At 58.4% G+C, this 25,934-nt stretch carries 24 protein-coding genes and 1 pseudogene; 15 read left to right on the top strand and 10 right to left on the bottom strand.

Annotated elements, in window-relative coordinates; genetic code table 11:
* Positions 1 to 21: 21 nt before the first annotated feature.
* Positions 22 to 1,047 (bottom strand): LLM class flavin-dependent oxidoreductase, encoded by a 1,026-nt coding sequence (locus M2433_RS03880; protein ID WP_047349067.1) that lies wholly within the window; start codon positions 1,045 to 1,047, stop codon positions 22 to 24.
* A gap of 178 nt (positions 1,048 to 1,225) precedes the next feature.
* On the opposite strand from M2433_RS03880, the gene yajD reads away from it, so the two are divergent.
* Together yajD and M2433_RS03890 are read left to right on the top strand one after the other, a co-directional pair.
* The gene (gene yajD, locus M2433_RS03885; protein ID WP_006808895.1) at positions 1,226 to 1,573 is read left to right on the top strand and encodes an HNH nuclease YajD; all 348 of its coding nucleotides are present in this window, start codon (positions 1,226 to 1,228) and stop codon (positions 1,571 to 1,573) included.
* Between the two features lie 52 nt (positions 1,574 to 1,625).
* Positions 1,626 to 1,904 (top strand): hypothetical protein, encoded by a 279-nt coding sequence (locus M2433_RS03890; RefSeq protein ID WP_429052952.1) that lies wholly within the window; start codon positions 1,626 to 1,628, stop codon positions 1,902 to 1,904.
* Between the two features lie 12 nt (positions 1,905 to 1,916).
* Here M2433_RS03890 and M2433_RS03895 read toward each other — a convergent pair whose 3' ends face one another.
* On the bottom strand, positions 1,917 to 2,702 hold the full coding sequence (locus M2433_RS03895) for a MipA/OmpV family protein (RefSeq protein ID WP_429052953.1): 786 nt from the start codon (positions 2,700 to 2,702) through the stop codon (positions 1,917 to 1,919).
* 124 nt (positions 2,703 to 2,826) lie between these two features.
* Between M2433_RS03895 and M2433_RS03900 the strand changes: the two genes are divergently transcribed.
* The 4 genes and pseudogenes from M2433_RS03900 (at position 2,827) to M2433_RS03915 (ending at position 9,016) form a co-directional block, all read left to right on the top strand.
* Positions 2,827 to 3,522 (top strand): response regulator, encoded by a 696-nt coding sequence (locus M2433_RS03900; protein WP_429052954.1) that lies wholly within the window; start codon positions 2,827 to 2,829, stop codon positions 3,520 to 3,522.
* Entirely contained in the window at positions 3,519 to 4,715 is a 1,197-nt protein-coding gene (locus M2433_RS03905) for a sensor histidine kinase (RefSeq protein WP_429052955.1), read from the top strand. Before M2433_RS03900 ends, M2433_RS03905 begins: the two co-directional genes overlap by 4 nt.
* 78 nt (positions 4,716 to 4,793) lie before the next feature.
* Positions 4,794 to 5,942 carry an efflux RND transporter periplasmic adaptor subunit gene (locus M2433_RS03910; protein ID WP_429052956.1) on the top strand — a complete coding sequence of 383 codons (1,149 nt, stop codon included), beginning with the start codon at positions 4,794 to 4,796 and terminating at the stop codon, positions 5,940 to 5,942.
* Positions 5,939 to 9,016: pseudogene (locus M2433_RS03915) on the top strand (efflux RND transporter permease subunit). The gene M2433_RS03910 and the pseudogene M2433_RS03915 overlap by 4 nt, the downstream one beginning before the upstream one ends.
* Positions 9,017 to 9,082: 66 nt before the next feature.
* Here the strand turns inward: M2433_RS03915 and M2433_RS03920 are convergent.
* The gene (locus M2433_RS03920; protein WP_429052957.1) at positions 9,083 to 9,967 is read right to left on the bottom strand and encodes a LysR family transcriptional regulator; all 885 of its coding nucleotides are present in this window, start codon (positions 9,965 to 9,967) and stop codon (positions 9,083 to 9,085) included.
* A gap of 135 nt (positions 9,968 to 10,102) precedes the next feature.
* Between M2433_RS03920 and M2433_RS03925 the strand changes: the two genes are divergently transcribed.
* Positions 10,103 to 11,083 (top strand): NAD(P)H-dependent flavin oxidoreductase, encoded by a 981-nt coding sequence (locus M2433_RS03925; protein WP_429052958.1) that lies wholly within the window; start codon positions 10,103 to 10,105, stop codon positions 11,081 to 11,083.
* 66 nt (positions 11,084 to 11,149) lie between these two features.
* On the opposite strand, the gene M2433_RS03930 is transcribed toward M2433_RS03925, so the two are convergent.
* Positions 11,150 to 11,596: a hypothetical protein gene (locus tag M2433_RS03930; protein WP_429052959.1), complete on the bottom strand. Its 447-nt coding sequence runs from the start codon at positions 11,594 to 11,596 to the stop codon at positions 11,150 to 11,152.
* A gap of 74 nt (positions 11,597 to 11,670) precedes the next feature.
* The gene (locus M2433_RS03935) at positions 11,671 to 12,726 is read right to left on the bottom strand and encodes an SDR family oxidoreductase (RefSeq protein WP_429052960.1); all 1,056 of its coding nucleotides are present in this window, start codon (positions 12,724 to 12,726) and stop codon (positions 11,671 to 11,673) included.
* Between the two features lie 97 nt (positions 12,727 to 12,823).
* On the opposite strand from M2433_RS03935, the gene M2433_RS03940 reads away from it, so the two are divergent.
* Complete coding sequence (locus M2433_RS03940) at positions 12,824 to 13,711, top strand: LysR family transcriptional regulator (RefSeq protein ID WP_429052961.1); 888 nt, start codon at positions 12,824 to 12,826, stop codon at positions 13,709 to 13,711.
* 83 nt (positions 13,712 to 13,794) lie between these two features.
* Positions 13,795 to 14,064, top strand: a complete 270-nt coding sequence (locus M2433_RS03945) for a hypothetical protein (protein ID WP_429052962.1) — start codon at positions 13,795 to 13,797, stop codon at positions 14,062 to 14,064.
* Between the two features lie 12 nt (positions 14,065 to 14,076).
* On the opposite strand, the gene umuC is transcribed toward M2433_RS03945, so the two are convergent.
* Together umuC and umuD are read right to left on the bottom strand one after the other, a co-directional pair.
* Positions 14,077 to 15,339, bottom strand: coding sequence for a translesion error-prone DNA polymerase V subunit UmuC (gene umuC / locus M2433_RS03950; RefSeq protein ID WP_429052963.1), 1,263 nt, complete (start codon positions 15,337 to 15,339; stop codon positions 14,077 to 14,079).
* Positions 15,323 to 15,757, bottom strand: a complete 435-nt coding sequence (umuD, locus tag M2433_RS03955) for a translesion error-prone DNA polymerase V autoproteolytic subunit (RefSeq protein WP_429052964.1) — start codon at positions 15,755 to 15,757, stop codon at positions 15,323 to 15,325. Before umuD ends, umuC begins: the two co-directional genes overlap by 17 nt.
* 344 nt (positions 15,758 to 16,101) lie before the next feature.
* Between umuD and M2433_RS03960 the strand changes: the two genes are divergently transcribed.
* Entirely contained in the window at positions 16,102 to 16,302 is a 201-nt protein-coding gene (locus M2433_RS03960) for a hypothetical protein (protein ID WP_429052965.1), read from the top strand.
* Positions 16,303 to 16,338: 36 nt separating this feature from the next.
* On the opposite strand, the gene M2433_RS03965 is transcribed toward M2433_RS03960, so the two are convergent.
* Positions 16,339 to 17,205, bottom strand: coding sequence for an aldo/keto reductase family oxidoreductase (locus tag M2433_RS03965; protein ID WP_429052966.1), 867 nt, complete (start codon positions 17,203 to 17,205; stop codon positions 16,339 to 16,341).
* Positions 17,206 to 17,348: 143 nt separating this feature from the next.
* On the opposite strand from M2433_RS03965, the gene tcp reads away from it, so the two are divergent.
* The gene (tcp, locus tag M2433_RS03970; RefSeq protein WP_429052967.1) at positions 17,349 to 19,010 is read left to right on the top strand and encodes a methyl-accepting chemotaxis citrate transducer; all 1,662 of its coding nucleotides are present in this window, start codon (positions 17,349 to 17,351) and stop codon (positions 19,008 to 19,010) included.
* A gap of 27 nt (positions 19,011 to 19,037) precedes the next feature.
* Here tcp and smrA read toward each other — a convergent pair whose 3' ends face one another.
* Entirely contained in the window at positions 19,038 to 19,601 is a 564-nt protein-coding gene (gene smrA, locus M2433_RS03975) for a DNA endonuclease SmrA (protein WP_429052968.1), read from the bottom strand.
* Between the two features lie 356 nt (positions 19,602 to 19,957).
* Positions 19,958 to 20,869 carry a LysR family transcriptional regulator gene (locus M2433_RS03980; protein ID WP_429052969.1) on the bottom strand — a complete coding sequence of 304 codons (912 nt, stop codon included), beginning with the start codon at positions 20,867 to 20,869 and terminating at the stop codon, positions 19,958 to 19,960.
* Positions 20,870 to 21,044: 175 nt separating this feature from the next.
* On the opposite strand from M2433_RS03980, the gene M2433_RS03985 reads away from it, so the two are divergent.
* From M2433_RS03985 to ogt, 4 genes are read left to right on the top strand one after another with little or no spacing between them, the layout of a single operon-like run.
* Positions 21,045 to 22,355: a M20 family metallo-hydrolase gene (locus M2433_RS03985; RefSeq protein ID WP_429052970.1), complete on the top strand. Its 1,311-nt coding sequence runs from the start codon at positions 21,045 to 21,047 to the stop codon at positions 22,353 to 22,355.
* On the top strand, positions 22,355 to 23,800 hold the full coding sequence (locus M2433_RS03990) for a M20 family metallopeptidase (RefSeq protein WP_429052971.1): 1,446 nt from the start codon (positions 22,355 to 22,357) through the stop codon (positions 23,798 to 23,800). The genes M2433_RS03985 and M2433_RS03990 overlap by 1 nt, the downstream gene beginning before the upstream one ends.
* A 41-nt stretch (positions 23,801 to 23,841) precedes the next feature.
* Complete coding sequence (abgT, locus tag M2433_RS03995) at positions 23,842 to 25,368, top strand: p-aminobenzoyl-glutamate transporter (protein ID WP_429052972.1); 1,527 nt, start codon at positions 23,842 to 23,844, stop codon at positions 25,366 to 25,368.
* 10 nt (positions 25,369 to 25,378) lie between these two features.
* Positions 25,379 to 25,894: a methylated-DNA--[protein]-cysteine S-methyltransferase gene (gene ogt, locus M2433_RS04000; protein WP_429052973.1), complete on the top strand. Its 516-nt coding sequence runs from the start codon at positions 25,379 to 25,381 to the stop codon at positions 25,892 to 25,894.
* The last annotated feature ends 40 nt before the right edge of the window (positions 25,895 to 25,934 follow it).

The raw sequence follows: 25,934 nt of genomic DNA on the forward strand, positions 1-25,934 counted from the left end.
TCACGGCTGATAGCGAAACGACTACTCGCGCCAGCCCATTGCCGGTGCGACATGCTTGAGAATGGACTCAATCACGTGCGCATTATAATCCACGCCCAGCTGGTTCGGCACGGTCAGCAAGAGCGTATCAGCCTCGGCAATCGCCTCGTCCTTTTTCAGTTGCTCAACAAGCTTGTCCGGCTCCGCCGCATAGCTGCGCCCGAAGATGGCGCGCGTTTTCTCATCCAGGTAACCCACGCTATCGCTGTCGTTGCGGCTGGCGCCGAAGTACATCCGGTCGCGGTCGTCCATCAGCGCAAAAATGCTGCGGCTAACCGACACCCGCGGCTCGCGCGCGTGCCCCGCGTCTTTCCAGGCCTGCCGGTACGCGCGAATCTGTTTTGCCTGCTGAATATGGAACGGCTCGCCGGTTTCATCGTCTTTCAGCGTTGAGCTTTGCAGGTTCATTCCAAGCTTTGCCGCCCATACCGCCGTCGCGTTTGAACCGGCGCCCCACCAGATGCGCTCTCGCAGCCCTTCTGAATAAGGCTCCAGGCGCAGCAGCCCCGGTGGATTCGGAAACATCGGCTGTGGATTCGGTTTGGCAAACCCTTCACCGCGCAGCACCTCAAGCAGCACCTCGGTATGACGGCGCGCCATATCCGACTCGTTTTCCCCTTCCTGCGGCACGTAGCCGAAATGACGCCAGCCATCAATAACCTGCTCCGGAGAGCCCCGGCTGATGCCAAGCTGCAAACGCCCGCCGGAAATCAGGTCCGCCGCGCCCGCATCCTCGGCCATGTACATCGGATTTTCATAGCGCATATCAATCACGCCCGTACCGATTTCGATGGTTTTCGTTTTTGCGCCAATGGCGGCCAGCAGAGGAAACGGCGAGCTAAGCTGTCGGGCGAAGTGGTGCACGCGGAAATACGCGCCGTCTGCCCCCAGCTCTTCAGCCGCCACGGCTAAATCGATGGACTGCAGCAGCGTGTCGGCCGCCGAGCGCGTACCGGACTGCGGCGAGGGCGTCCAGTGACCAAAGGATAAAAAACCGATCTTTTTCATAACCATGTGTCCCGATAATGCTTTGCGTACTCGTTACTTTACGCATTACCTGCGGAGAATAAATGCCGTTTATTTAACGGAATGATTCAAATAAATTGATTGAATGGAGGGGTTCGTCATTACCATTCATAATGGGATATAATATTCCCCACTCTTTTTATGGCAGGTAAAACCGGCAATGGCTTTGATCCCCAAAAACTACGCGCGGCTGGAAAGCGGCTATCGCGAAAAAGCATTAAAAATCTATCCATGGGTGTGTGGACGCTGCTCGCGCGAGTTTGTCTATTCCAACCTGCGTGAACTCACGGTTCACCATATCGATCACGACCATACCAACAACCCGGAAGATGGCAGCAACTGGGAGCTGCTGTGCCTGTTTTGCCACGATCACGAACATTCGAAATACACCGAAGCGGATCAGTACGGTACCACCGTGGTTGCCGGGGAAGACGCGCAAAAAGACGTGGGCGTCGCCACGTTTAATCCCTTTGCTGATTTAAAAGCGATGATGAATAAGAAGAAATAATCGTTCACCGCCCCTACCTGCCGTAGGGGCGGCTCAGGAAAGGATAAAGGCCATGGATACCCTCCGCTGCTACTGGGATACGTTTTATACCGCTTACGGTTTACTTTTCACGAGAATAATTAGCCTCATACTCCTGGTCTGGCTGTGTCATGATTTTCTGCGCCGCATAAGGAAAAACGCCGCTGATGCCGCCGACGCCGCTGGCCCGATCGCAGAAGCCGATGCCCGGGAGCGGTATCAATGGCGTTTTCAGCTGTGGTCATTGCGAACGGTACAAATCCTCTGCCTGCTCTCTCTTTTCTGGATGCTTATTCAGGGACTCTTTGCCTGACCCTTTCCCGGGTTAAAATGTCCAGGTGATTGCGGCGGTTGCAGACCCCTCATTGCGCCGCATCACGATCGGGCTGTCATTCTCATGGTCGCCATGCCAGGTATAGTCCGCGATCAGAACCGTTCCCCAGTGGGCATCGAACTGATGGCTCCAGGTCAGACTGGTGTCGACGCCATAGAATCCACCCGGCGCAGCATAGCGGCGATAGCCGGTGCGGCGGCTCTGCTGCTCGCTCACCCCGTACCAGGTATTCAGATAACGGCTGTCACCAAACAGGGCTGCAGTCTGAAGGGCGACCGTGTCCTGGCTATTTTGTACCGGGATCAGCGTCACAGAGGCCTGATAGCGTCCCCCCTGGCTGTCCGTTAACGGCAGCGTGGCTTTGCCCTCAACGCTGACCCAGGGCGCGGCCTGCCAGCCAACGGCAAGGCCGGTATTCAGGGTGGCGTCAATGTCCCCCATCCCTTTCAGGTTGTTTGCCCCCTCACGCCAGCCGGAGTTTTTATCTGCCCTTCCGAAGTCGTAGCCCAGCGAGTGTTCAAAATACCAACCGCTGTCGTTTTGCAGGTCATATCCCACCCCTTTTTGCGCATCAATAAAGAAAGCGCCTTTACGTCCCTGCAGCACAGGAACCACCTGCCACACCTGCTTGTCTGAGCCCGAGTAACGCGGGGCGTATTGTCCTCCCAGCCCGACGGTTAAGGAGTCGGACGCGTTGTCAGCATCCGCCTGCGCGCCGGATGCCGCGACCATCAGAAGTGGGACGGACATATACAGGACTTTTTTTATCGCTATCATACTGCTCTCCATACAGACGCTGGCGTCTCCTGAGAAAGGAACAGCCACACAATGTTGGCGCAGTATGATTTGCCAGAATCAATGAATCGTCGGGATAGTGTTAAGAAACGGTCAAGGTGAACGGATGTTGTCCAGAAGAGTGCTGATTATTGAAGATGACGCCGACGCGGCTGGCGTGCTCGAAGCCTATTTACGGCGTGAAAATTATGACGTGACCATAACCGGAGACGGTCTTTCCGGGCTGGATATGGCGCAGCGGTGGAAACCCGACCTCATCCTGCTGGATGTGATGCTGCCGGGGCTCAACGGCACCGAAGTGCTGGCGGGCCTGCGTCGTAAAAGCGACGTGCCGGTGATCATGGTTACGGCCATGGGGGATACTCCCGATCGCATTGGCGCCCTGCGGTACGGCGCCGATGATTACGTTGTTAAACCTTATCATCCGGGCGAAGTGGTGGCGCGGGTGCAGGCGGTGCTGCGACGCAGCAGTAAAAAAGAGACAGAGGAAAAAATACTTCGCTGGCAAACGCTGGCGGTGGATGTCGCCGCCATTGTGGCGAGCGTGGATAACGGCGACGACGCGCCTGTGATGCTCGATCTTACGCCAACGGAATTCTCTCTTCTGGCAACGCTGCTGCGCTCTCCTGCGCACCCGTTTTCCCGCCAGTATTTACTGGAGCACTGCTTGCCGGAAAGCGAGGCGCTGGAGCGCGTAGTCGACACCCATGTTTATAACCTGCGTAAAAAACTCGAAGCGGTGGGTATTTCCGGCGTGCTGATCAACGTTCGCGGTGTGGGTTACAGGTTCAGACAACCATGATAAAACGTCGGCACTCCTCTCTGTGGCGCTGGATTTGCGCGCGCATCTTAGCGCTGGCCATCGGCAGCGTGATTGTCATTGCGACCTGCATGTGGCTGCGCTATGCGGTCCAGAACTACTGGATAATGGGCCGGATGCCGGCGGCGGTCCGACAAGAGTTTCTGACCCTCAGCCAGAACCCGCAGGCCAACCCGGCCCGCTTCCACTCGATTGTGGACACCTGGTGGGGCCTGAGCTACTCCACGCCGTCCATCGCGTCGGCGGACTGGGTTACGGTGGCGCTGCTGGTGCTGGTGATGATTCCGTTTATTGTGGTGATGGGGTTAAAACACGCCCGACCGCTGGCGCTGCAGTTCAGCCGTCTTCGCGACGCGGCAAAGGATGTCGCCGAAGGGCAGTTTGGTCGCCAGGCAGAGCTCATCAAGGATGCACCGGCGGAAATGGTCAGCTTCGCGGCGGACTTTAACTCCATGACGGGGCAACTGGCCCGCTATGAGAAAGAGCTCCGCGCCTCACACGTGGCAATGGCGCACGAGCTGCGCTCGCCCCTGACGGCCGCCATCGGGCGTCTGCAGGGCATGTTAGATGGCGTGTTTGATGCCAGCCCCGCGCAGCTGGAAATGGTCATGAAGCAGCTCCAGCACCTCAATCGCCTCACCGATGAGCTCCACCTTCTCTCTTTGGCCGACGCGGGTAACCTTGTGCTGGAGGACCAGCCGTTCTGTCTGGATGAGCTGATTCAGGAGCGGGCTGCCTGGATCGTGCCCCAGGCCGATGCGCATCAATTCAGCATAACGCTGCGTAACCCGCGTACCTGTCTCTTCCGGGGCGATGCGTTCCGGATGGGACAGGTCGTTACCATCCTTATGGAAAATGCGCTTCGTTACGGACGCGAAGGCGGCCACCTTGAGGTGGCGCTGCACTACGCCAGTGGGCATTACACCCTCGAGTTTACCGATGACGGACCGGGCGTCTCGCCCCAGTTCTTGCCGGAAATGTTTAAACGCTTTAGCCGCGAGGAGCAGTCCCGCGCGCGGCATTCCGGCGGCAGCGGCCTCGGTTTGTCCATCGCCCGGGCGATTTGTCAGGCGCATGGGGGAGGAATTAGCGCGTCATTGCCGGAAACAGGCGGCCTCACGGTGCGCATTGTATTGCCCTGGCATCCGTTCGATGATAAAAATCTCCACTCTTGATAAAGCCTTGACACAACATCGAATCTTTCTCGACGTAGCGCGCATTTAATAACGCCATCACCTTTATGGAGCGGCGTTATGTCAGACGAATTTATTCTCTCCCTCCGCCACTGCCTGCATCATTTGTACGGCGTGGCGCGCACCCTTTCCTGGCTGCATTTTCTTCCCCTGGCGCTGCTCGCGCTGGCGATTTTTCCGCTGCTCGGCTGCGGTGATAAACGCGAAAACAAGCCTGACCCAGTGCGTACGGTGCGCTACGCCGTGGTGGGCACCGCCCAATCCCTGCCCGCGCTGGAAAGAACCGGTGAGATCCATGCCCACGATGAGACAACGCTGAGCTTTCGCACCGGGGGCCGGATACTGACGCGCAGCGTCGATATTGGTGACAGTGTCACCACCGGGCAGCTGCTGGCCACGCTTGATAATACGACCGGGCAAAACCAGCTCGACAGCGCCGCGGCCGACTATGAAGGCGCCAAAGCCTCTGCGCAGGTCGCCGCGCTTAACGTCAGTCGAATGCAAAAGCTCATGCCAACAGGGGCGATAGCCCGCACGCAGCTCGACAGCGCCCGGGCTGACTGGCTTGTCGCCAGCGCGCGCGTAAGAAGCAGCGAGGCCGCATGGCGTAACGCGCGGGAAAGCCTGGGCTGGACGCGCCTGATCGCCCCGCAGGCGGGCACGATCACGGCCGTGAGCGCCTCTGCGGGACAGGTTGTCAGCGCCGGTCAGTCCGTGCTGACGCTGGCGACCGGTGAAGCCCGCGACGTGGCGTTTGATATTGCCACGCCCGATGCGCTCCCTTCTCTGGATAAGGTGGATTTGCGGGTTTCCCTCCTCAGCGACCCGTCGGTGCAGGCGTCTGCCGCGCTGCGGGATATCACCCCGCAGGCCGATCCTCAGACCCGCACGTGGCGCGTCAGGGCCACCCTGAAAAACCCGCCGGAGGCCATGGCGCTCGGTGCCAGCGTCACCGTGACGTTGCCCTCCGCCGCCCCGCACGGGTACGCCCTTCCCGCGTCGGCGCTGACCCGAGCCGGCGACAAACCGGCGGTTTTTGTGATTACCCCTCAGTCGCAGGCGCAGCTGCGCGTGGTGGTGCCCGCGAGCTATACGGCCAGCTCCGTCATAATTGCCTCAGGTCTTAAGCCCGGCGACAGGGTCATTACGGCTGGCGTGAGCACATTACGTTCCGGCGAGCCGGTGGTGCCCGGGGAGGTTCAGCCATGAACGCAGGCGCGGAAGCGAAATTTAACCTCTCCGCCTGGGCGCTTAAGAACCAGCAGATGGTCAGCTTTTTCATGCTGCTGGTGATTGCGGTGGGCGTGTTCTGCTATGAAAAGCTGCCGCGTAACGAAGATCCGGCATTCACCATTAAAACGGCCGTCGTCTCCGCGCAGTGGCCTGGAGCATCCGTGGCGGATACCACCCGCCTGCTGACCGATGCCCTTGAGAAAAAGCTGCAGGAAACGCCCTGGCTGGATTACCTCGAAAGTGAAACCCGGGCCGGACGCACCGTTATCCACGTCAACCTCCGTGACGATACGCCCCCGCAGGACGTGCCGGACATCTGGTATCAGATCCGCAAAAAAATGCAGGACATCGCCCCCTCCCTCCCTGAAGGGGTTCAGGGCCCTGCCGTAGACGACGAGTTTGACGATACGTTCGGCACAATTTATGCCTTTATTCCCGAGGGCTTCACCCTGCAGGAGGTGCGGGATCGCGCAGAGACACTACGTCGGGAGCTTATGTCCCTGCCGGATATAGGCAAAACCACCCTGCTTGGCGAACAGCAGGAGCAGTGGGTCCTCGCCTTTTCTCCGGCGCGTCTGGCCGGTATGGGGCTCGATATTCAGGAGGTTGCCGACGCCCTCCGGGCGCAAAACGCGGTTGTCCCGGCAGGGATTATGCGCACCGGGCAGGAAAACATCGCGATAAAGGTCAGCGGGGCGCTCACCACCGAAGAGAGCCTGCGCGCCGTCACGCTGCACGTTAACAATCGCTATATTCCGCTGACCGACATTGCCACCGTCACGCGGGAAATCGCCGAGCCGCCGGCCCCGGCTTACCGGGTGAACGGCAAACCGGCGATCGGGCTGGCGGTGTCGATGGCGCCGACAGGCAACATGCTGCGTTTCGGCGCGGCGCTTAACGCAAAAATGGCGGCGCTCAGCGCCGGGCTGCCGCACGGTATAGAGATGGTGAAAGTCGCCGATCAGTCCGCGGTGGTCAGTGACGCGGTAAGCGGGTTTATCCGGGTGCTTATCGAAGCCGTTGTTATCGTGCTGGCGGTCTCTTTTGTCTCGCTGGGTTTACGGGCAGGGCTGGTGGTGGCAACGGCCATCCCGCTGGTGCTCGCCATGACGTTTGCCGGCATGATGCTCGCCGGCATCGGCCTTCAGCGCATCTCGCTCGGAGCGCTGATCATTGCGCTGGGGCTGCTGGTGGATGACGCCATGATCGCCGTCGAAACGATGGTCTCCCGGCTGGAAGCGGGTGATTCCCGCCTGAACGCGGCCACCTGGGCCTTCCGGACAACGGCATTTCCGATGCTCACCGGAACCCTGGTGATGATTGCCGGCTTTATTCCCGTCGGTTTTGCGGCCTCCAGCGCTGGTGAGTACTGCTTCTCCCTGTTTGCAGTGGTGCTCATCGCCCTCCTCTGCTCCTGGACCGTCGCGATCCTGTTTTCGCCGCTGACGGGCACGTGGCTGCTGCCGGAAAAAATCAGGCATCGCGCATCGGGCCCCGGCAGGATCGCGCGCGGGTACGGACGCCTTTTGCGCCTGGCACTGCGTCACCGGCTCGCCACCGTGCTGCTTGCGCTTGCCGCGCTGGGGCTGTCGGCGTTCGGCACGACGTTTATGCAGGGCGAGTTTTTCCCGGCCTCCGACCGGCCTGAACTGCTGGTCAGCCTGACGCTTCCGGCCAACGCCTCGCAGCCGGAAACGCTCAGACAGGTGGAAAGGCTGGAAAAGGCGCTGGCCGGCAACGGTAACATCGAGCACTACTCGACCTACGTCGGGTCAGGCGCCATCCGTTTTTAGCTGGCGATGGACGTGCTGCTGGAAAATGAAAATATCGCCCAGATGGTTGTGGTGGCGAAGGATCTTGCGGCGCGGGATCGCCTGAATGCGCAGCTGAACAATATCCTGGCGACGCAATTTAGCGACATCATCACGCGCGTGTCGCCCCTTGAGCTGGGGCCGCCCGTCGGCTGGCCAATCAAATACCGGGTGAGCGGGCCGGATTATCTGCAGGTTCGGGCGTTTGCGAACCGTCTCACGGACGCGATTGGCCGTTCGCCGTTCTCCCGCGACGTTAACCAGACGTCCGGAGAGCCGGAGAGGGTCATTACCCTTGAGGTGAATCAGACGGCGGCCAGGGCGGCGGGGATCTCATCAGAAAGTCTGGCCCGCACGCTGAATACCGTCTGGTCCGGCAGCGTTGTCACCTCGGTCAGGGATAACGACCGCCTCGTTGACGTGGTGCTCCGGGCCGCGGACAGCGCGCGCCGCAGCACCGCCACCCTCTCCTCGCTCACGATTCAGAGCAGTGACGGTAAAAAAATTCCGCTCAGCGCCGTCGCGACGCCGGTCTGGGGCGTGGACGATCCGGTCATCTGGCGTCGTCAGCGCGTGCCCTTTATCACGGTGCAAACCGACCTCGCCCCGGGGCTGAGAGCTGAAGCGGTATCCGCAGCGCTGCGTCCGGCGGTTGATAAAATGCGCGCGAGCCTGCCGGCCGGTTACAGCATCGACGAAGGCGGCGCGGTTGCCGAATCGGATAAGGGGAATAGCTCCGTCTTTAGCGTTCTTCCGGTGACGCTGGTCATCATGCTGTTGCTGCTGATGCTTCAGCTGCGGCGATACTCCCGTATGCTGCTGGCGCTCCTGATGGCCCCGTTTGGTTTACCGGGGATCGTGCTGGCTATGCTCCCTGGCGGAACGCCAATGGGGTTTGTCGCGCTGCTGGGCGTCATCGCCCTGGCGGGGATGATCGTGCGTAACGCGGTGATATTGATTAGCGAGGTTGACAGCAATCTTGACCAGGGGATGGCCAACGATGCCGCGATTATGGCGGCCGCAGAGCACCGGGCCAGACCCATCTGTCTGACCGCCTGCGCCGCCATTCTGGGGATGATCCCCATTTCTCACCAGGTTTTCTGGGGCCCAATGGCCTATGCCATTATTGGAGGACTGCTGGCTGCGACACTGGTGACGCTGACCGTATTGCCCGCGTCGTTTAGCCTGCTGCTGCAGTGGGGAACTCAGCGCAAAGCCGCAGCCGACGGGCCGGGCTGAGTCCCCATCGCTTCCCGGCAGATTACGCGGTGGTCAGCGCAAAACGAACCCACGCGCTGGCTGCTTTCACACCAGACTCTCCAGCCACTCGGTAAAGACCCGCACCTTGCGGGAGAGATGGCGGTGTGGGTAGAGCAGTGACAGCCTGCGGTCCGGAGAGCGATAGTCCGGCAGGACTTCAACCAGAAGGCCGCGGTCAAGGTAAGGCTGGAGAAAGAGATTCATCCCCTGCATTAACCCCAGCCCGGCCAGGCCTGCCGCGATGTAGGCCTCGGAGTTATCCACGACAAGCTTACCGGGTAGCGCAATCTCCGCCGTGCCTTCTGGCGTGCTAAACGTCCACGGATGAATCTGTCTGCTGCTGTTGTTAATCCAGTTGATGGCCTGATGCTTTCGCAAATCATCCAGCGTTTCTGGCGTACCGTGTTGTGCCAGCCAGGCCGGGCTGGCGCAGGTCGTAATTTTAATGTTCCCGATTCTACGCGCGATATAGTCGCCGTCGTCCAGTTCACCCACCCGCAGCACGCAGTCCAGACCGTCCCGCAGCATATCCCGGCGGCGGTCTGAGCTGCTCAGAATGATGTCGATCTCAGGATGCTGCCGATAAAAATCAGGCAGGTTGGGTATCACCCTCAGCGCCGCAAAAGAGATGGGCATATCCACCCGCAGCTGCCCGTGTATTGCCCGGTCAGCGCCAAACGACTCCAGCAATTCGTCCGCCTGTGCCAGCAGGGGTTTGCTCCGGCGATAAAACGCTTCCCCATCCGGGGTCAGGCTAATCCGACGCGTGGTGCGTTGCAGTAGCCGCGTGCCGCTGTGCTGCTCCAGTAGCTGCAACGCTTTGGTGACGGCCGGGCGATGGACCTGCAGATTCTCCGCCGCCTGGGTAAGGCTCCCGGATTCGACAATCTCAATAAAAATTCTTATGGATTCAAAGAGGTTTATTTGCATAAGGGACGCTTTTACCGCGAGCAGGATAAGATTATTGTTATTAATTTTATAACAGTGATGAATATATTTGGCTATTTTTCCTAACAATCTTGCGCCCTACACTCTCCTTCATTCAAACGTAAGGGAGAGTCTGCTGTGAAAAATAACCGTATCTGTCAGATCCTGGGTATCGAAAAGCCTGTTATTCAGGGACCGCTGTCCTGGCTCACAGACGCCCGTTTAGTCGCCGCGGTCAGCAATGCCGGCGGGCTTGGCGTGCTGGGACCCAACGCGGGCTTAACCGCCGCCACCGCGGTCTCCACGCCGGAAGAGACCGCCGAAAAAATGCGGGAAGAAATTCGTAAAACCAAGCTGCTGACCGAGAAACCCTTTGGCGTGAATCTGATCCCCACGGCCGTTAATGACGTCTGGACAGGGCCGATCCTTCAGGTTGTGAAAGAGGAAGGCGTCAGGGCCGTGGTGTATACGGGCTATGGGGAAGGCAGCATTATTCCGGCGCTGTTCAGCGAGCTAAAAGAGGCGGGCATCGCCATTATCTACCGCGACATCAACCCCACCCCGGAAAACACCCGCCTCGCGGAAGAACTGGGCGCAGACATTATCGTTGCGACCGGTTTTGACGAGGGCGGAACGCTACCCGCCACGGCGCTTGGCACCTTTTCCATCGTGCCGCTGATTGCCGATGCCGTGAAGCACATTCCGGTGATGGCGGCGGGCGGCATTACCGATAATCGCACCGCCAGAGCGGCGCACGCCTTAGGCGCTGAAGGCGTGTTTGCCGGTTCGGTCTTTATCAGTACGGAAGAAAGCCGCGTGCCGCAGAGCGTCAAAGAGAAAATTGTTGCCGCCAACGGTCTCGATTTGCTGCTTTTCCGCACCGTGCCCCATTACTACCGCGCTCTTCCCGGCAGGCTGGCGGAAAAACTGGCGGCGATGGATAAAGCTGGCGCAAGCAACGACGCGCTGGGCAAGGCGATGGGAGGATTGCGGGGCCTGCGCCTGGGCATGCTGGAAGATAACACCGATGAGGGCTATATCGCGCTCGGCACGGGAATTGGGAATATTCACGGCGTGAAAAGCGTGGCTGAGGTGGTTAATGCGTTAACGGTTGAGTAAACCCTTAACCCTGATGCTCCGGACGCTGCCCTCGGGCGGCGTCCGTAAACCGTCTGCGGTTGTTTTTCACACATTGAGGATTAAACGTTCTTTAACGACAGCGTCAGGATTGGCTCTTTTTACCGCTGCCAGAAAAGCCGTGAAGTTATGATTCCAGAGGGTAAGATTGTTATAAAACTGCACCTGCTTTTCATTAGCACCGTCACGGTAAATAACAATCCAGACCCGTCTGCTATTTATCTCGGTATTCCCCGGCCCGACCTTAATGATATTAGCCAGCGCAATTTTACGGGTGGCGTTGTTTTTAACTTCATATAAAACCTGGTCATCATAAAACCAGGTTTTACCTGCATTCCCGCCAAATATCGAGGGGTTGGCAGATATCTTTTTCATCCCGTTGCGGTCGGTAATGATGCGTTTTGCCTGGCGAATGCGCCTGACAAAAAATCCTGACAGGATGAAAAGCGCAATCAGGGGCAGCGCGACTGATATTATTTTTAGACTCTCGTGCATATCCCTGCCCCCCATCGATTATTCTCAACGCGTGAGTATAACGCGCCGCTCGTTGATGACAACAACCCTCACGGTCAGGGAATAATCCGCGCAGCTCTCAGCTGCGCGAACAGGCTGAAGAACATCTCATCGGTCGCCTGCATTCGCGCGAAGCCCGACCGCCGGAGCTTGCTCCCGTCACCGAACATGTCGTAATCCCAGCTAAAGACGAAATCGGCAAAATGCCCGTCGCTCAGCTGCAGAATATCCGCTTCCACCAGCCGCTCCCCGGCAAGCTCGCGCCATACGCCGCGATAGTCCGTAAACAGATGATGAAATGACAGCCTCACCGGCGGCGCAGTGTCCAGCTCAAACCAGCGTGCGATGCGTGGCCACAGCTCGCTCCAGCGCCAGATATCGCCATTGTTCACGTTGAACGCCTGATTCTGTGCCGCGGGTGACGCGGCGGCCCACAGCGTTGCTTCGGCCAGCAGCCCGGCGTCAGTATGATCGACGATGCTGTGCCAGGCCTGTTCCGAACCGGGAAAACGCAGCGGTAATCCCTGAGCCTTACACAGTGAGGCGTACAGGGCGATGCTCAGAGCAAGGTTCATGGTATTGCCCGGCACCGGGCTTCCCACCACGCCCGGCCTGATGGCGTTCCAGTGCCAGCGTTTCCCCCGCTGAAACTGGCTGAGCCACGTGAGCTGCGCGGCGTTAAATTCGGCCCCCGGTACGCCGGGATCGCTCTCCCGCGCCGGAGTTTTAAACGGCCCCAGATGCGCGCCATAGACTTTGTACCCCTGCATCAGGCTTACCGTCTGCAACGGTGCCGTTGTTTCAAGCGTGCTGACCAGATTACGCAGCATGGTGACGTTTGGCTCAACCATATCCGTCCAGTTCGCCGCGTTCGCCCAGGCGCTGTAAAAGAGATGGGTGATGCCGTTCAGGGAGCGCAGCGCCCGGGCGCTGTCCTGCGCGTCCAGCAAATCGACGTTCACCATCGCAATGCCGTCCGGATGGGTTACCGCGCGGCGGCTGAGGCCGATGACCTCCCACTGATGATGGAGGAGCGCGTTGACAAGCTGTCTGCCGACAATGCCGCTGGCCCCCGCGACCAGAGCGACGTTGTGTTGCTGCCTTTTATCCATGGTATTTCTCCTGAATGGGTGACAGACGCAGTGTCATATATTATTTTTTTAGCGGATATCCCTTTCATCCGATGGCACTTATCAGAAAAATCATTAAATGAATAATAAGCTCAACGCCATTTCCACGTTTCTCTGCGTTGCCGAAGCGGGTTCCTTTTCGGCAGCCGCCCGCCAGAGCGGGATGAAGCAGTCCGCCGTTAGCCAGCAGATCGCCGCCCTTGAGCAGGAGCTCGGCGTGGTGTTGCTGCATCGTACAACGCGCACAATGAAGCTGACCGAGCAGGGAGAACGTTACCGCCGCGACATGCAGCTGCTGCTGGACGCCATGCGGGAAGCGGAAAGGCGGCTGAATCCCGTTGACCACAAATTTCAGGGAAGCGTGCATATCCAGCTGCCAAGCGGGCTGGGCCAGATCGTTTTGCCCCATCTACTGGCGCTGCAACGCCTGCATCCAGAACTGCATCTGATGATTTCCCTTGATGACCGCATTGCCGATCTGGTGACGGAGGGCGTGGATGTCGCAATACGGCTGAGCAGCGAGCCCCCGCAGGCGCATGCGGCTCGCGTGCTGGCGCGTATTGAAACCGCGCTGTTTGCCGCCCCCGGCTTTCCGGCGGTGCACGACGTCAGCGAGCTCGCTACGCTGCCGCACGTGCGATTTAGCGGCATCCCGCCGGATGCTCCGCTGAGGCTGATTGCTGCTGAGGAAACGCTTGAGGTGAAGGTGAATACCGTTTTCCGGGCCAATACCAGCGACGCGCTGCTGCAGGCGCTGGAGGCAGGCATTGGGATCGGCGGCATGCAGCGACCTCTTGCGGCCCGCGCGCTGCAGGCCGGCACGCTGGTGCCGGTTTTGCCCGGCTGGCGGTTACCCGATCGCGTTCTTTATGCCGTCTACCCTGACGCCCGCTTTATTCCGCACCGCGTCCGAAGCGTCGTGGGCGTGATTGAGCAATTACTGCCTGAAATCATAAAGAAAAGCTGAACGCTGCCGCCGCAAATTACGTGCATTTTTTAACCGCAAGGAATAGAGTGTTTTCACCGACTTCTTCTCTGTCTGGAGCACGTATGCCGGATTACCGTTTTTTCCAAAAAGGCCCAAACCTTGTTGCGATCGAGAGCGCAAACCTCGACGCGGCCGCTCAGCTCATCGCTCAGGGGTTTGAAAAACAATTTGAGGAGATCGGCGCCGCGGATGAAAAAGAGGCGCTTACCCGCCTTGCGGATATCCGTAAAAATAATGAAATCGATCGCCATAACTTCCTGGCCGGTGCAGGCCAAATGCCGTGGATCGGCGTGCTGACGGCTGCGGCAACCTGGCTGACGCAAAAGAAATAGCGCTACGATTATCTACCTCGCCACCGGCAAATCGGCGTATCGCGTCGTATAGGCCGGTGACAGCATCTCACGCTTCATCGCCCAGGACTTCTCAATACCCTGCCCGGCAAACCATATCTTCCCTTTACCGGAATGATTTACGCTGTCGATTATCTCCATCAGCGCCGCGCTGTTGGCGCGCAGTCGATTATCGTCAAACAAATTAAGCTGGGCGACGCCGCTACTGAAAAAGTCTGCCAGCATTACCCCGGCCTTCATATAGCGATACCCGTCGAGCCATATCCGCCCCAGCGCCTCCGTAGCGGCACGGATGATATCCCGCGAGTCATTGGTGGGCGTCATCAGGGTGACGGAGGCCTGATTGCCGTAATAAATTTCGTTGTCCGCATGCGGGCTGGTACGCACAAACACGCTGATAAAACGGCAATATTGATGCTCGCCGCGCAGTTTTTCTGCTGCCCGCTCCGCGTAGGCGCAAATCGCCTGATGCATCTCTTCATATTGGGTAATGCGGTGTCCAAACGAACGGCTACAGATAATTTGCTGCTTCGTGGGGGTGAACTCTTCCAGGTCAAGACAGGGCTCGCCGCGAAGCTCGCGCGCCGTGCGTTCCAGCACCACGTTAAAATGTTTGCGAATGACCCAGGAGGACGCTTCCGCCAGATCCAGCGCCGTGGTAATCCCCATCGCATTAAGCTTTTTCGTGATGCGCCGCCCTACGCCCCACACCTCCTCTACCGGAACCTTTGCCAGCAGCTTACGCTGCCGCTCGCGACCCGACAGATCGACCACGCCGCCGGTGCTGGCCCACTTTTTTGCCGCATAGTTGGCCAGCTTCGCCAGCGTTTTTGTCGGAGCAATACCGACGCCAACGGTTAAGCCCGTATTTTTAAAGACCTGCGTGCGCATCTGGTGACCAAACGCTTCCAGCGACATGCAGTGACTGACCCCTGACACGTTCACGAACGCCTCGTCAATCGAGTAAATCTCTATTGCCGGGGCGAGATCGGTCAGCGTCTGCATCACCCGACTGCTGAGATCGGCATACAGCGCATAGTTCGAGCTAAAGACGTAAACCCGCGACGGATAGCCTTTCTCTTTGAACTTAAAATACGGCTCACCCATTTTTATGCCGAACTGCCTTGCCTCCCGCGACAGGGAAATAATGCACCCGTCGTTATTGGAAACCACCACGATGGGCTTCCCCTCCAGATCGGGGCGGAACACCTTCTCGCAGGAGGCATAGAAGCTGTTTACATCAACCAGCGCGAACATGTTTATGCGTTTTGAGGGTGTGGGTGACGACACCGAAGATTTGCAGCTCCTCTTCGGACTGAAAGGTAATCGGCTGATAGCGGACATTATGTGGCAGAAGTCTCAGCACCGGACGGGTCTGCAGCTCTTTCACCGTAAACTCACCGGCGACCGACGCGACGACGATATCCCCATGTTCGGCATTTAACGAACGGTCAACCACCAGCAGATCGCCGTCGCCGATCCCCGCCCCAACCATTGAATCTCCGCTCACCTTGATAAAATAGGTCGCACTGGGGTGCCTCACTGCCAGCCGGTTAAGATCGAGACGATCTTCCACATAATCCTGCGCCGGGCTGGGGAAACCACAGGCAACTCGCTCTAAAAATAAAGGTAATTCAATATATTGGTTTGGATGATAAGAAAAGAGAGTGTCCATAATGTCTTTCTCGCCAGATACTGTATATAGATACAGTATTACGGATTATGGCCAGGGATCAAGGTCATTTCCGGAGGCGAACCCAAACGCGTTGAAGTTTGAGCGGTTTTAATTTAGCAGCGTCCTCTGCCCGGAACGCGTCTCATGGTTCTTCCCGGTTAGCGTTAACAGGACCTGTCAAACAAGTAATGCATAAGTCTTAAATTAATGACTTATTTATTACTTTTTAAAATAAGAAAATAGCAAAACAAAATCACTATTGAATCACTGATGGTTGACTTTAAAGTCAGATAGAAGCATATTTTAGAACACGAATTAACAAGACTTATTGGAGACCGTTTCCTATGCCAGCCCGTGATTATCCAGACAAGCGCGTTGCACGCGGTATGGCGAAGGAGGCCGATCTCAGGATGTTGAGCGCCCGCATCGATCCCGACCTGATGGAGTACATCAGAATCACCGCCTTTGAGACGCGCAAGAGCAAGCAGGAGATCGTGGCGGAAGCGTTAGCGCTTCACAGACACAAAAGTCAGACAGGATCATAAGCACGCAAAGCCCTTCGGGCCTTGCGTATGTCACGATCAGTCCTTCAGCGAATTCAGCGTTTCCAGGGCTTCAGGCGGTAAACGCAGCTCGCCCGCCGCAAGGTTTTGCCGCAGATGCGCCACGGAAGAGGTCCCCGGGATCAGCAGGATATTCGGGGAGCGTTGCAGCAGCCATGCCAGCGCAACCTGCATTGCCGTTGCGCCCAGCGCGTCGGCGACAGCTTGCAACCCGGAAGACTGCAGCGGCGTAAAGCCCCCCAGCGGGAAGAATGGCACATAAGCAATCCCCTGCTGCGCCAGCAGATCCACCAGCGCGTCGTCACCCCGGTTCACGATGTTGTACATGTTCTGCACGCACACCACCGGCACCATCTTTTGCGCTTCCGCAACCTGGGTAGCCGTGACGTTGCTCAGGCCAATATGCCGCACCAGCCCCTGCTGCTGTAATTCTGCCAGGGCAGAAAGCGGTTCAGCAATCGACCCTTCCGCCGGCCCGTGCGCGCTAAACATGATCCGCAGATTCACCACGTCCAGCGCGTCAAGCTGCAGATTACGCAGGTTGTCATGCACCGCCTGCGTCAGTTCCTGCGCGGAGAATGCCGGTAGCCAGGCGCCTTTGTTATCGCGACGGGCACCGATTTTGGTGACGAGCGTCAGATCGTCCCGGTAAGGATGAAGCGCCTCGCGGATCAATTGGTTAGTCACGTGAGGGCCATAAAAATCACTGGTATCGATGTGGTTCACCCCCGCCGCCACGGCTTCGCGTAACACATCCAGCGCGGCCTGCTTATCCTTCGGAGGCCCGAAGACGCCCGGCCCCGCCAGCTGCATCGCGCCATAGCCCAGTCGTTTAACCGTCCGCGTTCCGAGCGCGTACGTCCCGCTTTTATCAATGCTGCTCATGCTGACCTTCCTCATAAAAATGATCCGGATTTACAACGGGTTCCTTAAAGGACCCCGTAGTTAAGCGCAAGTTAATTAAAGTTTAAATTCTCTACGACGATAGTAATGAAGTACCCCTGCATTTTCCCTAACGGACGACCGCTATGCTGAAAAATCTGCACGTGATTACCGGTATTATCTTTGCCTTCACCATATTCTGTCTGTTGCAAGTTGTCACGGGAGGGTTGTTCTACTCTGCCGTCAGTAACGATCGCCACAACTTCCAGAACTCCGGCGTACTCAATGCCCAGCAGGAGAGCCTGAGCGACAGCGTGAACACGCTGGTGAAAACGCGCGTCACCGTGACCCGCGTGGCGATCCGCTACCTGAAAAACCAGCGCGATCCGGCTTCCCTTGCGGCGATCAATAAATTGCTTGGCACCGCAGCCGACTCGCTGGCAAAAGCCGAAGCCTATAACAAAGAGTGGCAGAAGCTGCCGCAGGTTAAGGGCCAGGAGGCGACCTTGACCAACGACATGCAGAAGTCCTGGAACCAGATGCACGAAGTGATGCGTTTGTCGATTGAGTATCTGCGCGCCGACAACTATCAGGCCTATGGCGATCTGGACGCGCAGCAGGCGCAGGACGACATGGAAGCGGTCTATAACCGCTGGCGCGCCGAAAACAACACCCTGCTGAAGGCAGCAACCGAAGAGAACCAGAGCAGCTTCACGCAGATGCAGTGGACCCTGGCGGCTATTCTGCTGGCCGTTATCGCGGTGCTGGTGGTCATCTGGCAGGGTTTACAACACCTGCTGTTGAAACCACTCCACACCATTATGAACCATATTCGCGCCATTGCAGGGGGAGACCTGACGCAGGATATCGCGCTTTCCGGCCGTAATGAGATGGGTCAGCTGGCCGCCGGCCTGCATGAGATGCAGCAGTCGCTGGTGACCACCGTCAGCGCCGTACGCGGAAGCACCGATTCCATCTACACCGGCGCAGGCGAAATTGCCGCAGGGAGCAACGATCTTTCCGCCCGCACCGAGCAGCAGGCGGCCTCGCTCGAAGAGACCGCCGCGAGTATGGAAGAGCTGACGGCGACGGTTAAGCAGAACTCCGATAACGCCCGTCAGGCTACGCTGCTGGCGAAAAATGCCTCTGAAACGGCCGCGCGCGGCGGTCAGGTGGTGGATAACGTGGTTCGTACCATGACCGAAATTGCCGACAGTTCGCAGCAAATTGCGCACATTACCGGCGTGATTGACAGCATCGCGTTCCAGACGAACATCCTGGCGCTTAACGCGGCGGTAGAAGCCGCACGCGCCGGGGAACAGGGTCGTGGCTTTGCGGTGGTCGCGGGCGAAGTCCGTACGCTGGCGAGCCGCAGCGCGCAGGCGGCGAAAGAGATCAAAGGGCTTATCGAGAACTCCGTCAGCCGGGTGAATACCGGCTCTGAGCAGGTTAGCGAGGCCGGCACCACCATGAAGGAGATTGTCGCCGCCGTGACCCGCGTGACCGATATTATGGGTGAGATTTCATCGGCCTCTGACGAGCAGAGCCGGGGGATTGAGCAGGTGAGCCTGGCCGTTTCGCAGATGGACAGCGTGACCCAGCAAAACGCCGCGCTGGTGCAGGAGTCCGCCACGGCGGCGGCGGCGCTGGAAGATCAGTCCGAACAGCTGCGCCAGGCCGTAGCCGCGTTTCGCCTGAACGGAAAAGAAAAAGCGGTAGCTCCACGCCCGGCCAATGTGAAAACGCCACAGCTGTTGCGCCCGGCAACGACAACCGCCTCTACCGACAGCAACTGGGAAACCTTCTGAGTCACCGGCGGGCGAGGAAATCGCCCGCTAGCGGCTGCGCTTGGCGTGCCGCTCCCAGTTCTCCTGTTTCGCTTCATCGGATTTGCGCAGCGAGACATAGCATGCCCCGCTGCCGCCGTGATGCGGCAGCGCCACGCAAAAAGCCTGCACTTCCTCGAACTCGGTTAACCAGCGCGCCAGATAGCTGCGCACCACGTTCGGATGTGAGTTCTGCTCGCGCCCTTTCCCGTGAATGATAATCAGGTTGCGTAACCCGTCACGCCCGGCCTGGCGAATAAACGAAAACAGCATCTGGCGGCAGCGTTCCGCGGGCTGGCGTAAGAGGTTTAAGCTCGCCTGGCGGGCGTATTTACCCGAGCGCAGCTTATCGATAACGCCCTGCTGTACCCCTTCGCGCCGGAACGCCAGCGGCTCTTCAAGGGGCAGAACGTCAAGAAAGTCCAGCGTCAGGAAGTTATCCAGCTGTTCATTATCCACCTCTTCGCGCGCCCGGGTATTGCGGCTGGGCTGCCAGTGGATATCCGCGCAGCGCTTCAGGGGCTGGACATCTTCCATGGCGTCAAGAAAAAAGGATTTGTCGTCAGGGTTCATGGGCATCCTCCGGCTACAGCTGAGGACGGTACTATACCTGCGCCTGAGGCAGGCCTCAATCACCGCTGTACGCCGTCGCGCGCCATAAATATTAACCCGATGAATATATATAGTATTTATAAAATGGACTTAAACATGACTTAACTAAAATTTCAGCAAAGGTAAAATAAGTGATTTGTGTTAAATTTTCGTAAAATCAAATACTCAACCCCCTTCCCTTTTTCGGGAAAGGTGTTATACCTAAATAAACCTGCTTCATGGAAATAATACTCAGGATTGGCGAAAGGACGCACTGCTGTGTGTACTGGAGGATCTGTCTGATGTCGGGCAGATCCTGTTTTTTTATGTTCTCATTTTCATGCTACGACTATTTTTCTTGCTTCCCTTCTGAATTGCGTAATTAAAGATTCAGCAAGAGGCGTCTGACGTGAATCACGGCGCTGAATTAAATAATATGCCGCTTTTGGAAGCGATTCGACCACAGGCAGCATGACCAGCCGGTGCGCCAGCAGCGGGTCGCAGCCCAGCTCCTGCGGTAAAATGCTTAAAAAATCGCTTTGCGCGACCAGGCTAATACAGGAGGAGAACGTTTCGCAGACAACGCCGATTCGCGGTATTTGCGAGCGATGATTAAATACCTCTTCCAGCTGCTTATAATAACTTCCCCGCGGCGTTGGCATTGTCCAGTTATAATGCAGCAGTTCATTAATAGTGGTTGCTCCCGTCGCCGGATGCCCTTCCCGGCAAAATACCGCAAACGGCTTTTCGAAGAGCTTTTCAAACGTAAACTCGTGGTCGTAAGGCCCCTGATAATAGGTGTTGATGGTGAAATCCAGCTCTCCCTGGCGTAATTCATTGATCATCGACACCAGCTGCCCTTCCATAATCCTCACCTTAACCTGCGGATGTTGCGCGTGAAAGCGGGTGATCACGGCGGGCATCAGGCTGCGTGAAACGCTGGCCCCCATCCCGATATTGATCTGCCCGGCCAGCTCGCCCTGCCGCTGACGGATATCATCCTGCGCCGCGCGCAGCTCTTCCAGAATCAACCTTGCACGCTGGTAAAAGCCCTCACCGCATTCGGTCAGCGCGACGCCCTTACTCCTGCGCACGAAAAGCTGCGCCGCCATGCCTTCCTCCAGCTCTTTGATGGATTTGGTCAGCGCCGGCTGCGAAAGATTCAGCGTCCTGCTGGCACCGCGAATGCTGCCCTGACGCGCGACTTCAACAAACGCCCGGATTTGATGAAATTTAATCTGAAATGACATAGCCCGACCGATAACCGTTGTTTATCAGAGTAAAGAAACTGTCATCTACTTTAATGGAAAGGGATGTGCGAGGGTAATTCCTGAACGGTTAAAACTGTGAAAAATCGGTTAGTGATAAGTAAAAACTATCACAGCGTGAAGCAGTTCACATATTTTAATGATGACGGGAACAGATATGCACACACTGGCGCACTACATCCAGACCTTAACGCCGCAGCTGAGCGCATGGCGGCGCGATTTTCACCATTTTGCGGAATCCGGCTGGGTAGAGTTTCGTACCGCGGCGAAAGTCGCGGAAATCCTGGGCTCGCTGGGTTACGCGCTGGCGATGGGCCGCGACGTCGTGGATGCCGAAAGCCGGATGGGGTTGCCCGACGATGCCACCCTGGCGCGCGAGTTCGCCCGCGCCCGCGCGCAAGGCGCACCTGAGAAATGGCTGCCGCCGTTTGAAGGCGGGTTTACCGGTATTGTGGCGACTCTCAATACCGGCCGCCCTGGCCCGACCCTGGCGTTTCGCGTGGATATGGATGCCCTTGATTTAAGCGAAGCGTGCGATGAAAGCCATCGCCCGTTCCGCGACGGGTTTGCCTCCTGCAATCCGGGAATGATGCACGCCTGCGCGCACGACGGCCACACCGCGATCGGGCTGGGTCTGGCGCAGGTGCTAAAGCAGTATGAAGCGCAGCTCAACGGGATCGTCAAGCTGATCTTCCAGCCTGCCGAAGAAGGGACGCGAGGCGCGCGCGCCATGGTTGCCGCCGGGGCGCTGGACGACGTGGACTATTTCACCGCCATCCATATTGGTACCGGCGTGCCTGCCGGGACGACGGTCTGCGGCAGCGATAACTTTATGGCCACCACCAAGTTCGACGTGAGCTTTACCGGCGTTGCCGCACACGCGGGCGGTAAACCGGAGGACGGGCGTAACGCCCTGCTCGCCGCCGCGCAGGCCGCCCTCGCCCTGCACAGCATCGCCCCGCATAGCGAAGGCGCGTCGCGGGTGAACGTCGGCGTGCTGCAGGCGGGCAGCGGACGCAACGTGGTGCCCGCCAATGCCCTGATGAAGGTTGAAACCCGCGGCGAAACCGAAGCCATTAACCAGTATGTCTTTGAACGCGCGCAGGCGGTTATTAACGGCGCGGCCGCACTCTACGGCGTTAAGGCAGAGATGCGCCTGATGGGGGCTGCCACCGCCAGCGCGCCGACACCGGCGTGGGTGGATTATCTGCGCGAACAGGCCAGCCAGGTTTCCGGGGTAATGCACGCAATCGATAAGGTCAAAGCGCCGGCCGGTTCCGAAGACGCCACGCTGATGATGGCCCGCGTGCAGCAGAACGGCGGCATGGCGTCCTATATGGTGTTTGGCACAGATTTGAGCGCCGGACATCACAACGAAAAATTCGACTTCGATGAGCAGGTCATGACTATTGCCATCGAAACCCTGGCGCGGACTGCGCTCAATTTCCCGTGGACGCGAGGTGTGTAATGCAGGACAGCTACGCTTTTATTGCCGATGCGATCGACACGCGATGTCGCACGTTAACCGACATTGCCGACGAGATCTGGGATCATCCTGAAACCCGCTTTGAAGAGTTCTGGTCAGCCGAACGGCTTGCCAGCGCGCTGGAAGCCGAAGGTTTCACGCTCGCGCGCGAAGCCGGCGGCATCCCCAACGCCTTTATCGCCAGCTTCGGCAGCGGGAAACCGGTTATCGCCCTGCTCGGCGAATACGATGCGCTGGCAGGGTTAAGCCAGCAGGCGCACTGTGCGACCGCGCAATCCGCCACGCCGGGGGCCAACGGCCACGGCTGCGGGCATAATCTCTTAGGCACCGCGGCGCTGGCGGGCGCGGTGGCAGTAAAAAGCTGGCTGGAGCAGCACGGCGGCAGCGGGACGGTACGTTTTTACGGCTGCCCCGGCGAAGAAGGCGGCTCCGGGAAAACCTTTATGGTGCGCGAAGGCCTGTTTGACGACGTCGACGCCGCCGTCACCTGGCATCCGGAAGCCTTTGCCGGCATGTTTAACGTCAGCACGCTGGCAAACATTCAGGCCGCGTGGCGCTTTCACGGCGTGGCGGCGCATGCGGCCAACTCTCCCCATCTGGGGCGCAGCGCGCTGGACGCCGTAACGCTGATGACCACCGGCACCAACTTCCTCAACGAACACATCATTGAAAAAGCGCGCGTCCATTATGCCATTACCGATACCGGCGGGATTTCGCCCAACGTGGTGCAGGCGCAGGCTGAGGTGCTGTACCTGATCCGCGCCCCGGAGATGGCCGATGCGCAGCAAATCTACGAACGTATCGAGAAAATCGCCCAGGGCGCGGCAATGATGACCGAAACCACCGTCGAGTGCCGCTTTGACAAAGCCTGCTCCAGCTACCTGCCGAACCGCACGCTTGAGGCGGCGATGTATCGCGCCCTGCAGCACTACGGCACGCCTGCCTGGACGGAGGAAGAACGCGGCTTTGCCCGCGAGATCCGCGCCACGCTGACGCCGGACGATCTGCAGAACAGCCTCAAAAATATTGCCGCAACGGGTGGCGACGCCGGGAAAGCCTTTGCTCGTCGCCACCAGCAGACGCTGCTGGTGGATGAAGTCGCGCCGTACGCCATCACCGACAACGTGCTGGCGGGCTCCACGGACGTGGGTGACGTCAGCTGGAAAATGCCGGTTGCCCAGTGCTTCAGCCCCTGCTTTACCGTCGGCACGCCGCTGCACACCTGGCAGCTGGTGGCGCAGGGGCGAACCTCCATTGCCCACAAAGGGATGCTGCTGGCCGGGAAAGTGATGGGTGCGACCGCGCTCAACCTGCTGCAGGACGCATTGCTGCTGAAAAAATGCCGTGAAGAGTTTGAACAACACATACAAGAAAAACCGTACGCGTGTCCGATCCCACACGGCGTGACACCGTCACCTTTAAAATAAAAAAACACAACACAACAACACAACACTCCCGAGGAACGCCCATGAGTATGTCATCCATACCTTCGCATTCCCCATCCGGTAAGCTCTATGGCTGGGTTGAAAGGATCGGCAATAAAGTGCCGCACCCTTTCCTGCTTTTTATCTATCTGATTGTGATTTTGATGGTCGCCACCGCCGTACTCTCCGCCTTTGACGTGAGCGTGCGCAGCCCGGCCGACGGCAGCCTGGTGGCGGTGAAAAACCTGCTCAGCGTTGACGGGCTGCACTGGTTTTTACCCAACGTGATTAAGAACTTCAGCGGTTTCGCCCCGCTGGGTGCCATTCTGGCGCTGGTGCTCGGGGCCGGGCTCGCGGAGCGCGTGGGCCTGTTACCGGCCCTGATGGTGAAAATGGCCTCTCACGTCAGCGCGCGTTACGCGAGCTACATGGTGCTATTTATCGCCTTCTTCAGCCATATCTCCTCCGACGCCGCGCTGGTGATTATGCCGCCGATGGGGGCGCTGATCTTCCTCGCCGTCGGGCGTCATCCCGTGGCGGGCCTGCTGTCGGCGATTGCCGGCGTGGGCTGTGGATTCACCGCCAATCTGCTGATCGTTACCACCGACGTGCTGCTCTCTGGCATCAGCACGGAGGCGGCGAAAACCATCGATGCGGCCATGCACGTCAGCGTGATCGACAACTGGTACTTTATGGCCAGCTCGGTCATTGTTCTGACGATTGTCGGCGGGCTGATTACCGATAAAATCATCGAGCCGCGCCTGGGTAAATGGGAAGGCCGTAGCGATGAAAAGCTGGAAACCCTGAGCAAAGAGCAGCGCTTCGGCCTGCGCGTGGCCGGCGCCGTTTCGCTGGCCTTTATCGCGCTGATCGCGCTGATGGTGGTGCCGGAAAACGGGATATTGCGCGATCCGGTAAAACATACCGTCCTGCCCTCGCCGTTTATCCAGGGCATTGTGCCGCTGATTATCCTCTTCTTCTTTGTCGTCTCTCTTGCTTATGGCATTGCCACCGGCAAAATCCGCCGCCAGGGCGATCTGCCGCAGCTGATGATCGAGCCGATGAAGGAGATGGCGGGCTTTATCGTGATGGTATTCCCGCTGGCGCAGTTTGTGGCCATGTTTAACTGGAGCAACATGGGCAAGTTTATGGCCGTTGGTCTGACCGACGCGCTGGAGGCGGCCGGGCTAAGCGGCGTACCGGCATTTGTCGGCCTGGCGCTGCTCTCATCGCTGCTGTGCATGTTTATCGCCAGCGGCTCCGCCATCTGGTCGATTCTGGCCCCGATCTTCGTGCCGATGTTTATGATGCTGGGGTTCCACCCGGCTTTCGCGCAGATCCTGTTCCGTATCGCGGACTCTTCGGTCATTCCACTGGCGCCGGTTTCGCCGTTTGTTCCGCTGTTCTTAGGATTCCTCCAGCGCTATAAACCGGAAGCCAAACTGGGTACTTACTATTCGCTGGTCTTGCCATATCCGCTTATCTTTTTAGGGGTATGGCTGGTCATGTTGGTGGCGTGGTATCTTGTCGGCCTGCCGATTGGACCGGGTATTTACCCAAGGCTGAACTAAAGGAAAGAGGATGCTGAGATTACTCGAAGATAAGATTGCGACGCCGCTTGGGCCGCTGTGGGTGATCGCCGACGAGCAGTTTTGCCTGCGCGCCGTTGAGTGGGAAGAGCACAGCGACCGCATGGAAGAACTGCTCGCTATTCACTACCGCTCCCAGGGGTATGAACGTATCCGCGCCACCAACCCGGGCGGACTGAGCGACAAGCTGGCGGCGTACTTCGAAGGCGATCTCAGCATCATTGACACCCTGCCAACCGCCACGGCAGGCACGTCTTTTCAGCGCGAAGTGTGGCAGGCGCTGCGGGCCATTCCCTGCGGACAGGTCATGCATTATGGGCAGCTTGCAGAGCAGTTAGGTCGCGCAGGCGCTGCACGTGCAGTGGGTGCCGCGAACGGCTCTAACCCGGTCAGCATCGTGGTGCCCTGCCATCGCGTGATTGGCCGCAACGGCACCCTGACCGGCTATGCCGGTGGGGTACAGCGAAAAGAATGGTTACTGCGTCACGAAGGGTATCTCTTGCTCTAGATCCCAGGCTTTTTGTGCTTAATTTTCTTCCGGTTAGGCT

The organism is Enterobacter sp. AC1 (genome assembly GCF_050434705.1).
Classification (GTDB): domain Bacteria; phylum Pseudomonadota; class Gammaproteobacteria; order Enterobacterales; family Enterobacteriaceae; genus Enterobacter; species Enterobacter cloacae_L.

Bases quoted from the DNA above. Each gene is read 5' to 3' on its own strand.
- umuD (WP_429052964.1), bottom strand. From the start codon at position 15,757: ATGGACACTCTCTTTTCTTATCATCCAAACCAATATATTGAATTACCT.
- tcp (WP_429052967.1), top strand. From the start codon at position 17,349: ATGCTGAAAAATCTGCACGTGATTACCGGTATTATCTTTGCCTTCACC.
- M2433_RS03985 (WP_429052970.1), top strand. From the start codon at position 21,045: ATGCACACACTGGCGCACTACATCCAGACCTTAACGCCGCAGCTGAGC.
- M2433_RS03980 (WP_429052969.1), bottom strand. From the start codon at position 20,869: ATGTCATTTCAGATTAAATTTCATCAAATCCGGGCGTTTGTTGAAGTC.
- M2433_RS03900 (WP_429052954.1), top strand. From the start codon at position 2,827: ATGTTGTCCAGAAGAGTGCTGATTATTGAAGATGACGCCGACGCGGCT.
- M2433_RS03895 (WP_429052953.1), bottom strand. From the start codon at position 2,702: ATGATAGCGATAAAAAAAGTCCTGTATATGTCCGTCCCACTTCTGATG.
- M2433_RS03890 (WP_429052952.1), top strand. From the start codon at position 1,626: ATGGATACCCTCCGCTGCTACTGGGATACGTTTTATACCGCTTACGGT.
- M2433_RS03960 (WP_429052965.1), top strand. From the start codon at position 16,102: ATGCCAGCCCGTGATTATCCAGACAAGCGCGTTGCACGCGGTATGGCG.
- M2433_RS03935 (WP_429052960.1), bottom strand. From the start codon at position 12,726: ATGGATAAAAGGCAGCAACACAACGTCGCTCTGGTCGCGGGGGCCAGC.
- M2433_RS03930 (WP_429052959.1), bottom strand. From the start codon at position 11,596: ATGCACGAGAGTCTAAAAATAATATCAGTCGCGCTGCCCCTGATTGCG.
- abgT (WP_429052972.1), top strand. From the start codon at position 23,842: ATGAGTATGTCATCCATACCTTCGCATTCCCCATCCGGTAAGCTCTAT.
- M2433_RS03905 (WP_429052955.1), top strand. From the start codon at position 3,519: ATGATAAAACGTCGGCACTCCTCTCTGTGGCGCTGGATTTGCGCGCGC.
- M2433_RS03940 (WP_429052961.1), top strand. From the start codon at position 12,824: ATGAATAATAAGCTCAACGCCATTTCCACGTTTCTCTGCGTTGCCGAA.
- M2433_RS03965 (WP_429052966.1), bottom strand. From the start codon at position 17,205: ATGAGCAGCATTGATAAAAGCGGGACGTACGCGCTCGGAACGCGGACG.
- M2433_RS03910 (WP_429052956.1), top strand. From the start codon at position 4,794: ATGTCAGACGAATTTATTCTCTCCCTCCGCCACTGCCTGCATCATTTG.
- M2433_RS03945 (WP_429052962.1), top strand. From the start codon at position 13,795: ATGCCGGATTACCGTTTTTTCCAAAAAGGCCCAAACCTTGTTGCGATC.
- M2433_RS03880 (WP_047349067.1), bottom strand. From the start codon at position 1,047: ATGAAAAAGATCGGTTTTTTATCCTTTGGTCACTGGACGCCCTCGCCG.
- umuC (WP_429052963.1), bottom strand. From the start codon at position 15,339: ATGTTCGCGCTGGTTGATGTAAACAGCTTCTATGCCTCCTGCGAGAAG.
- M2433_RS03920 (WP_429052957.1), bottom strand. From the start codon at position 9,967: ATGCAAATAAACCTCTTTGAATCCATAAGAATTTTTATTGAGATTGTC.
- smrA (WP_429052968.1), bottom strand. From the start codon at position 19,601: ATGAACCCTGACGACAAATCCTTTTTTCTTGACGCCATGGAAGATGTC.
- yajD (WP_006808895.1), top strand. From the start codon at position 1,226: ATGGCTTTGATCCCCAAAAACTACGCGCGGCTGGAAAGCGGCTATCGC.
- M2433_RS03990 (WP_429052971.1), top strand. From the start codon at position 22,355: ATGCAGGACAGCTACGCTTTTATTGCCGATGCGATCGACACGCGATGT.
- ogt (WP_429052973.1), top strand. From the start codon at position 25,379: ATGCTGAGATTACTCGAAGATAAGATTGCGACGCCGCTTGGGCCGCTG.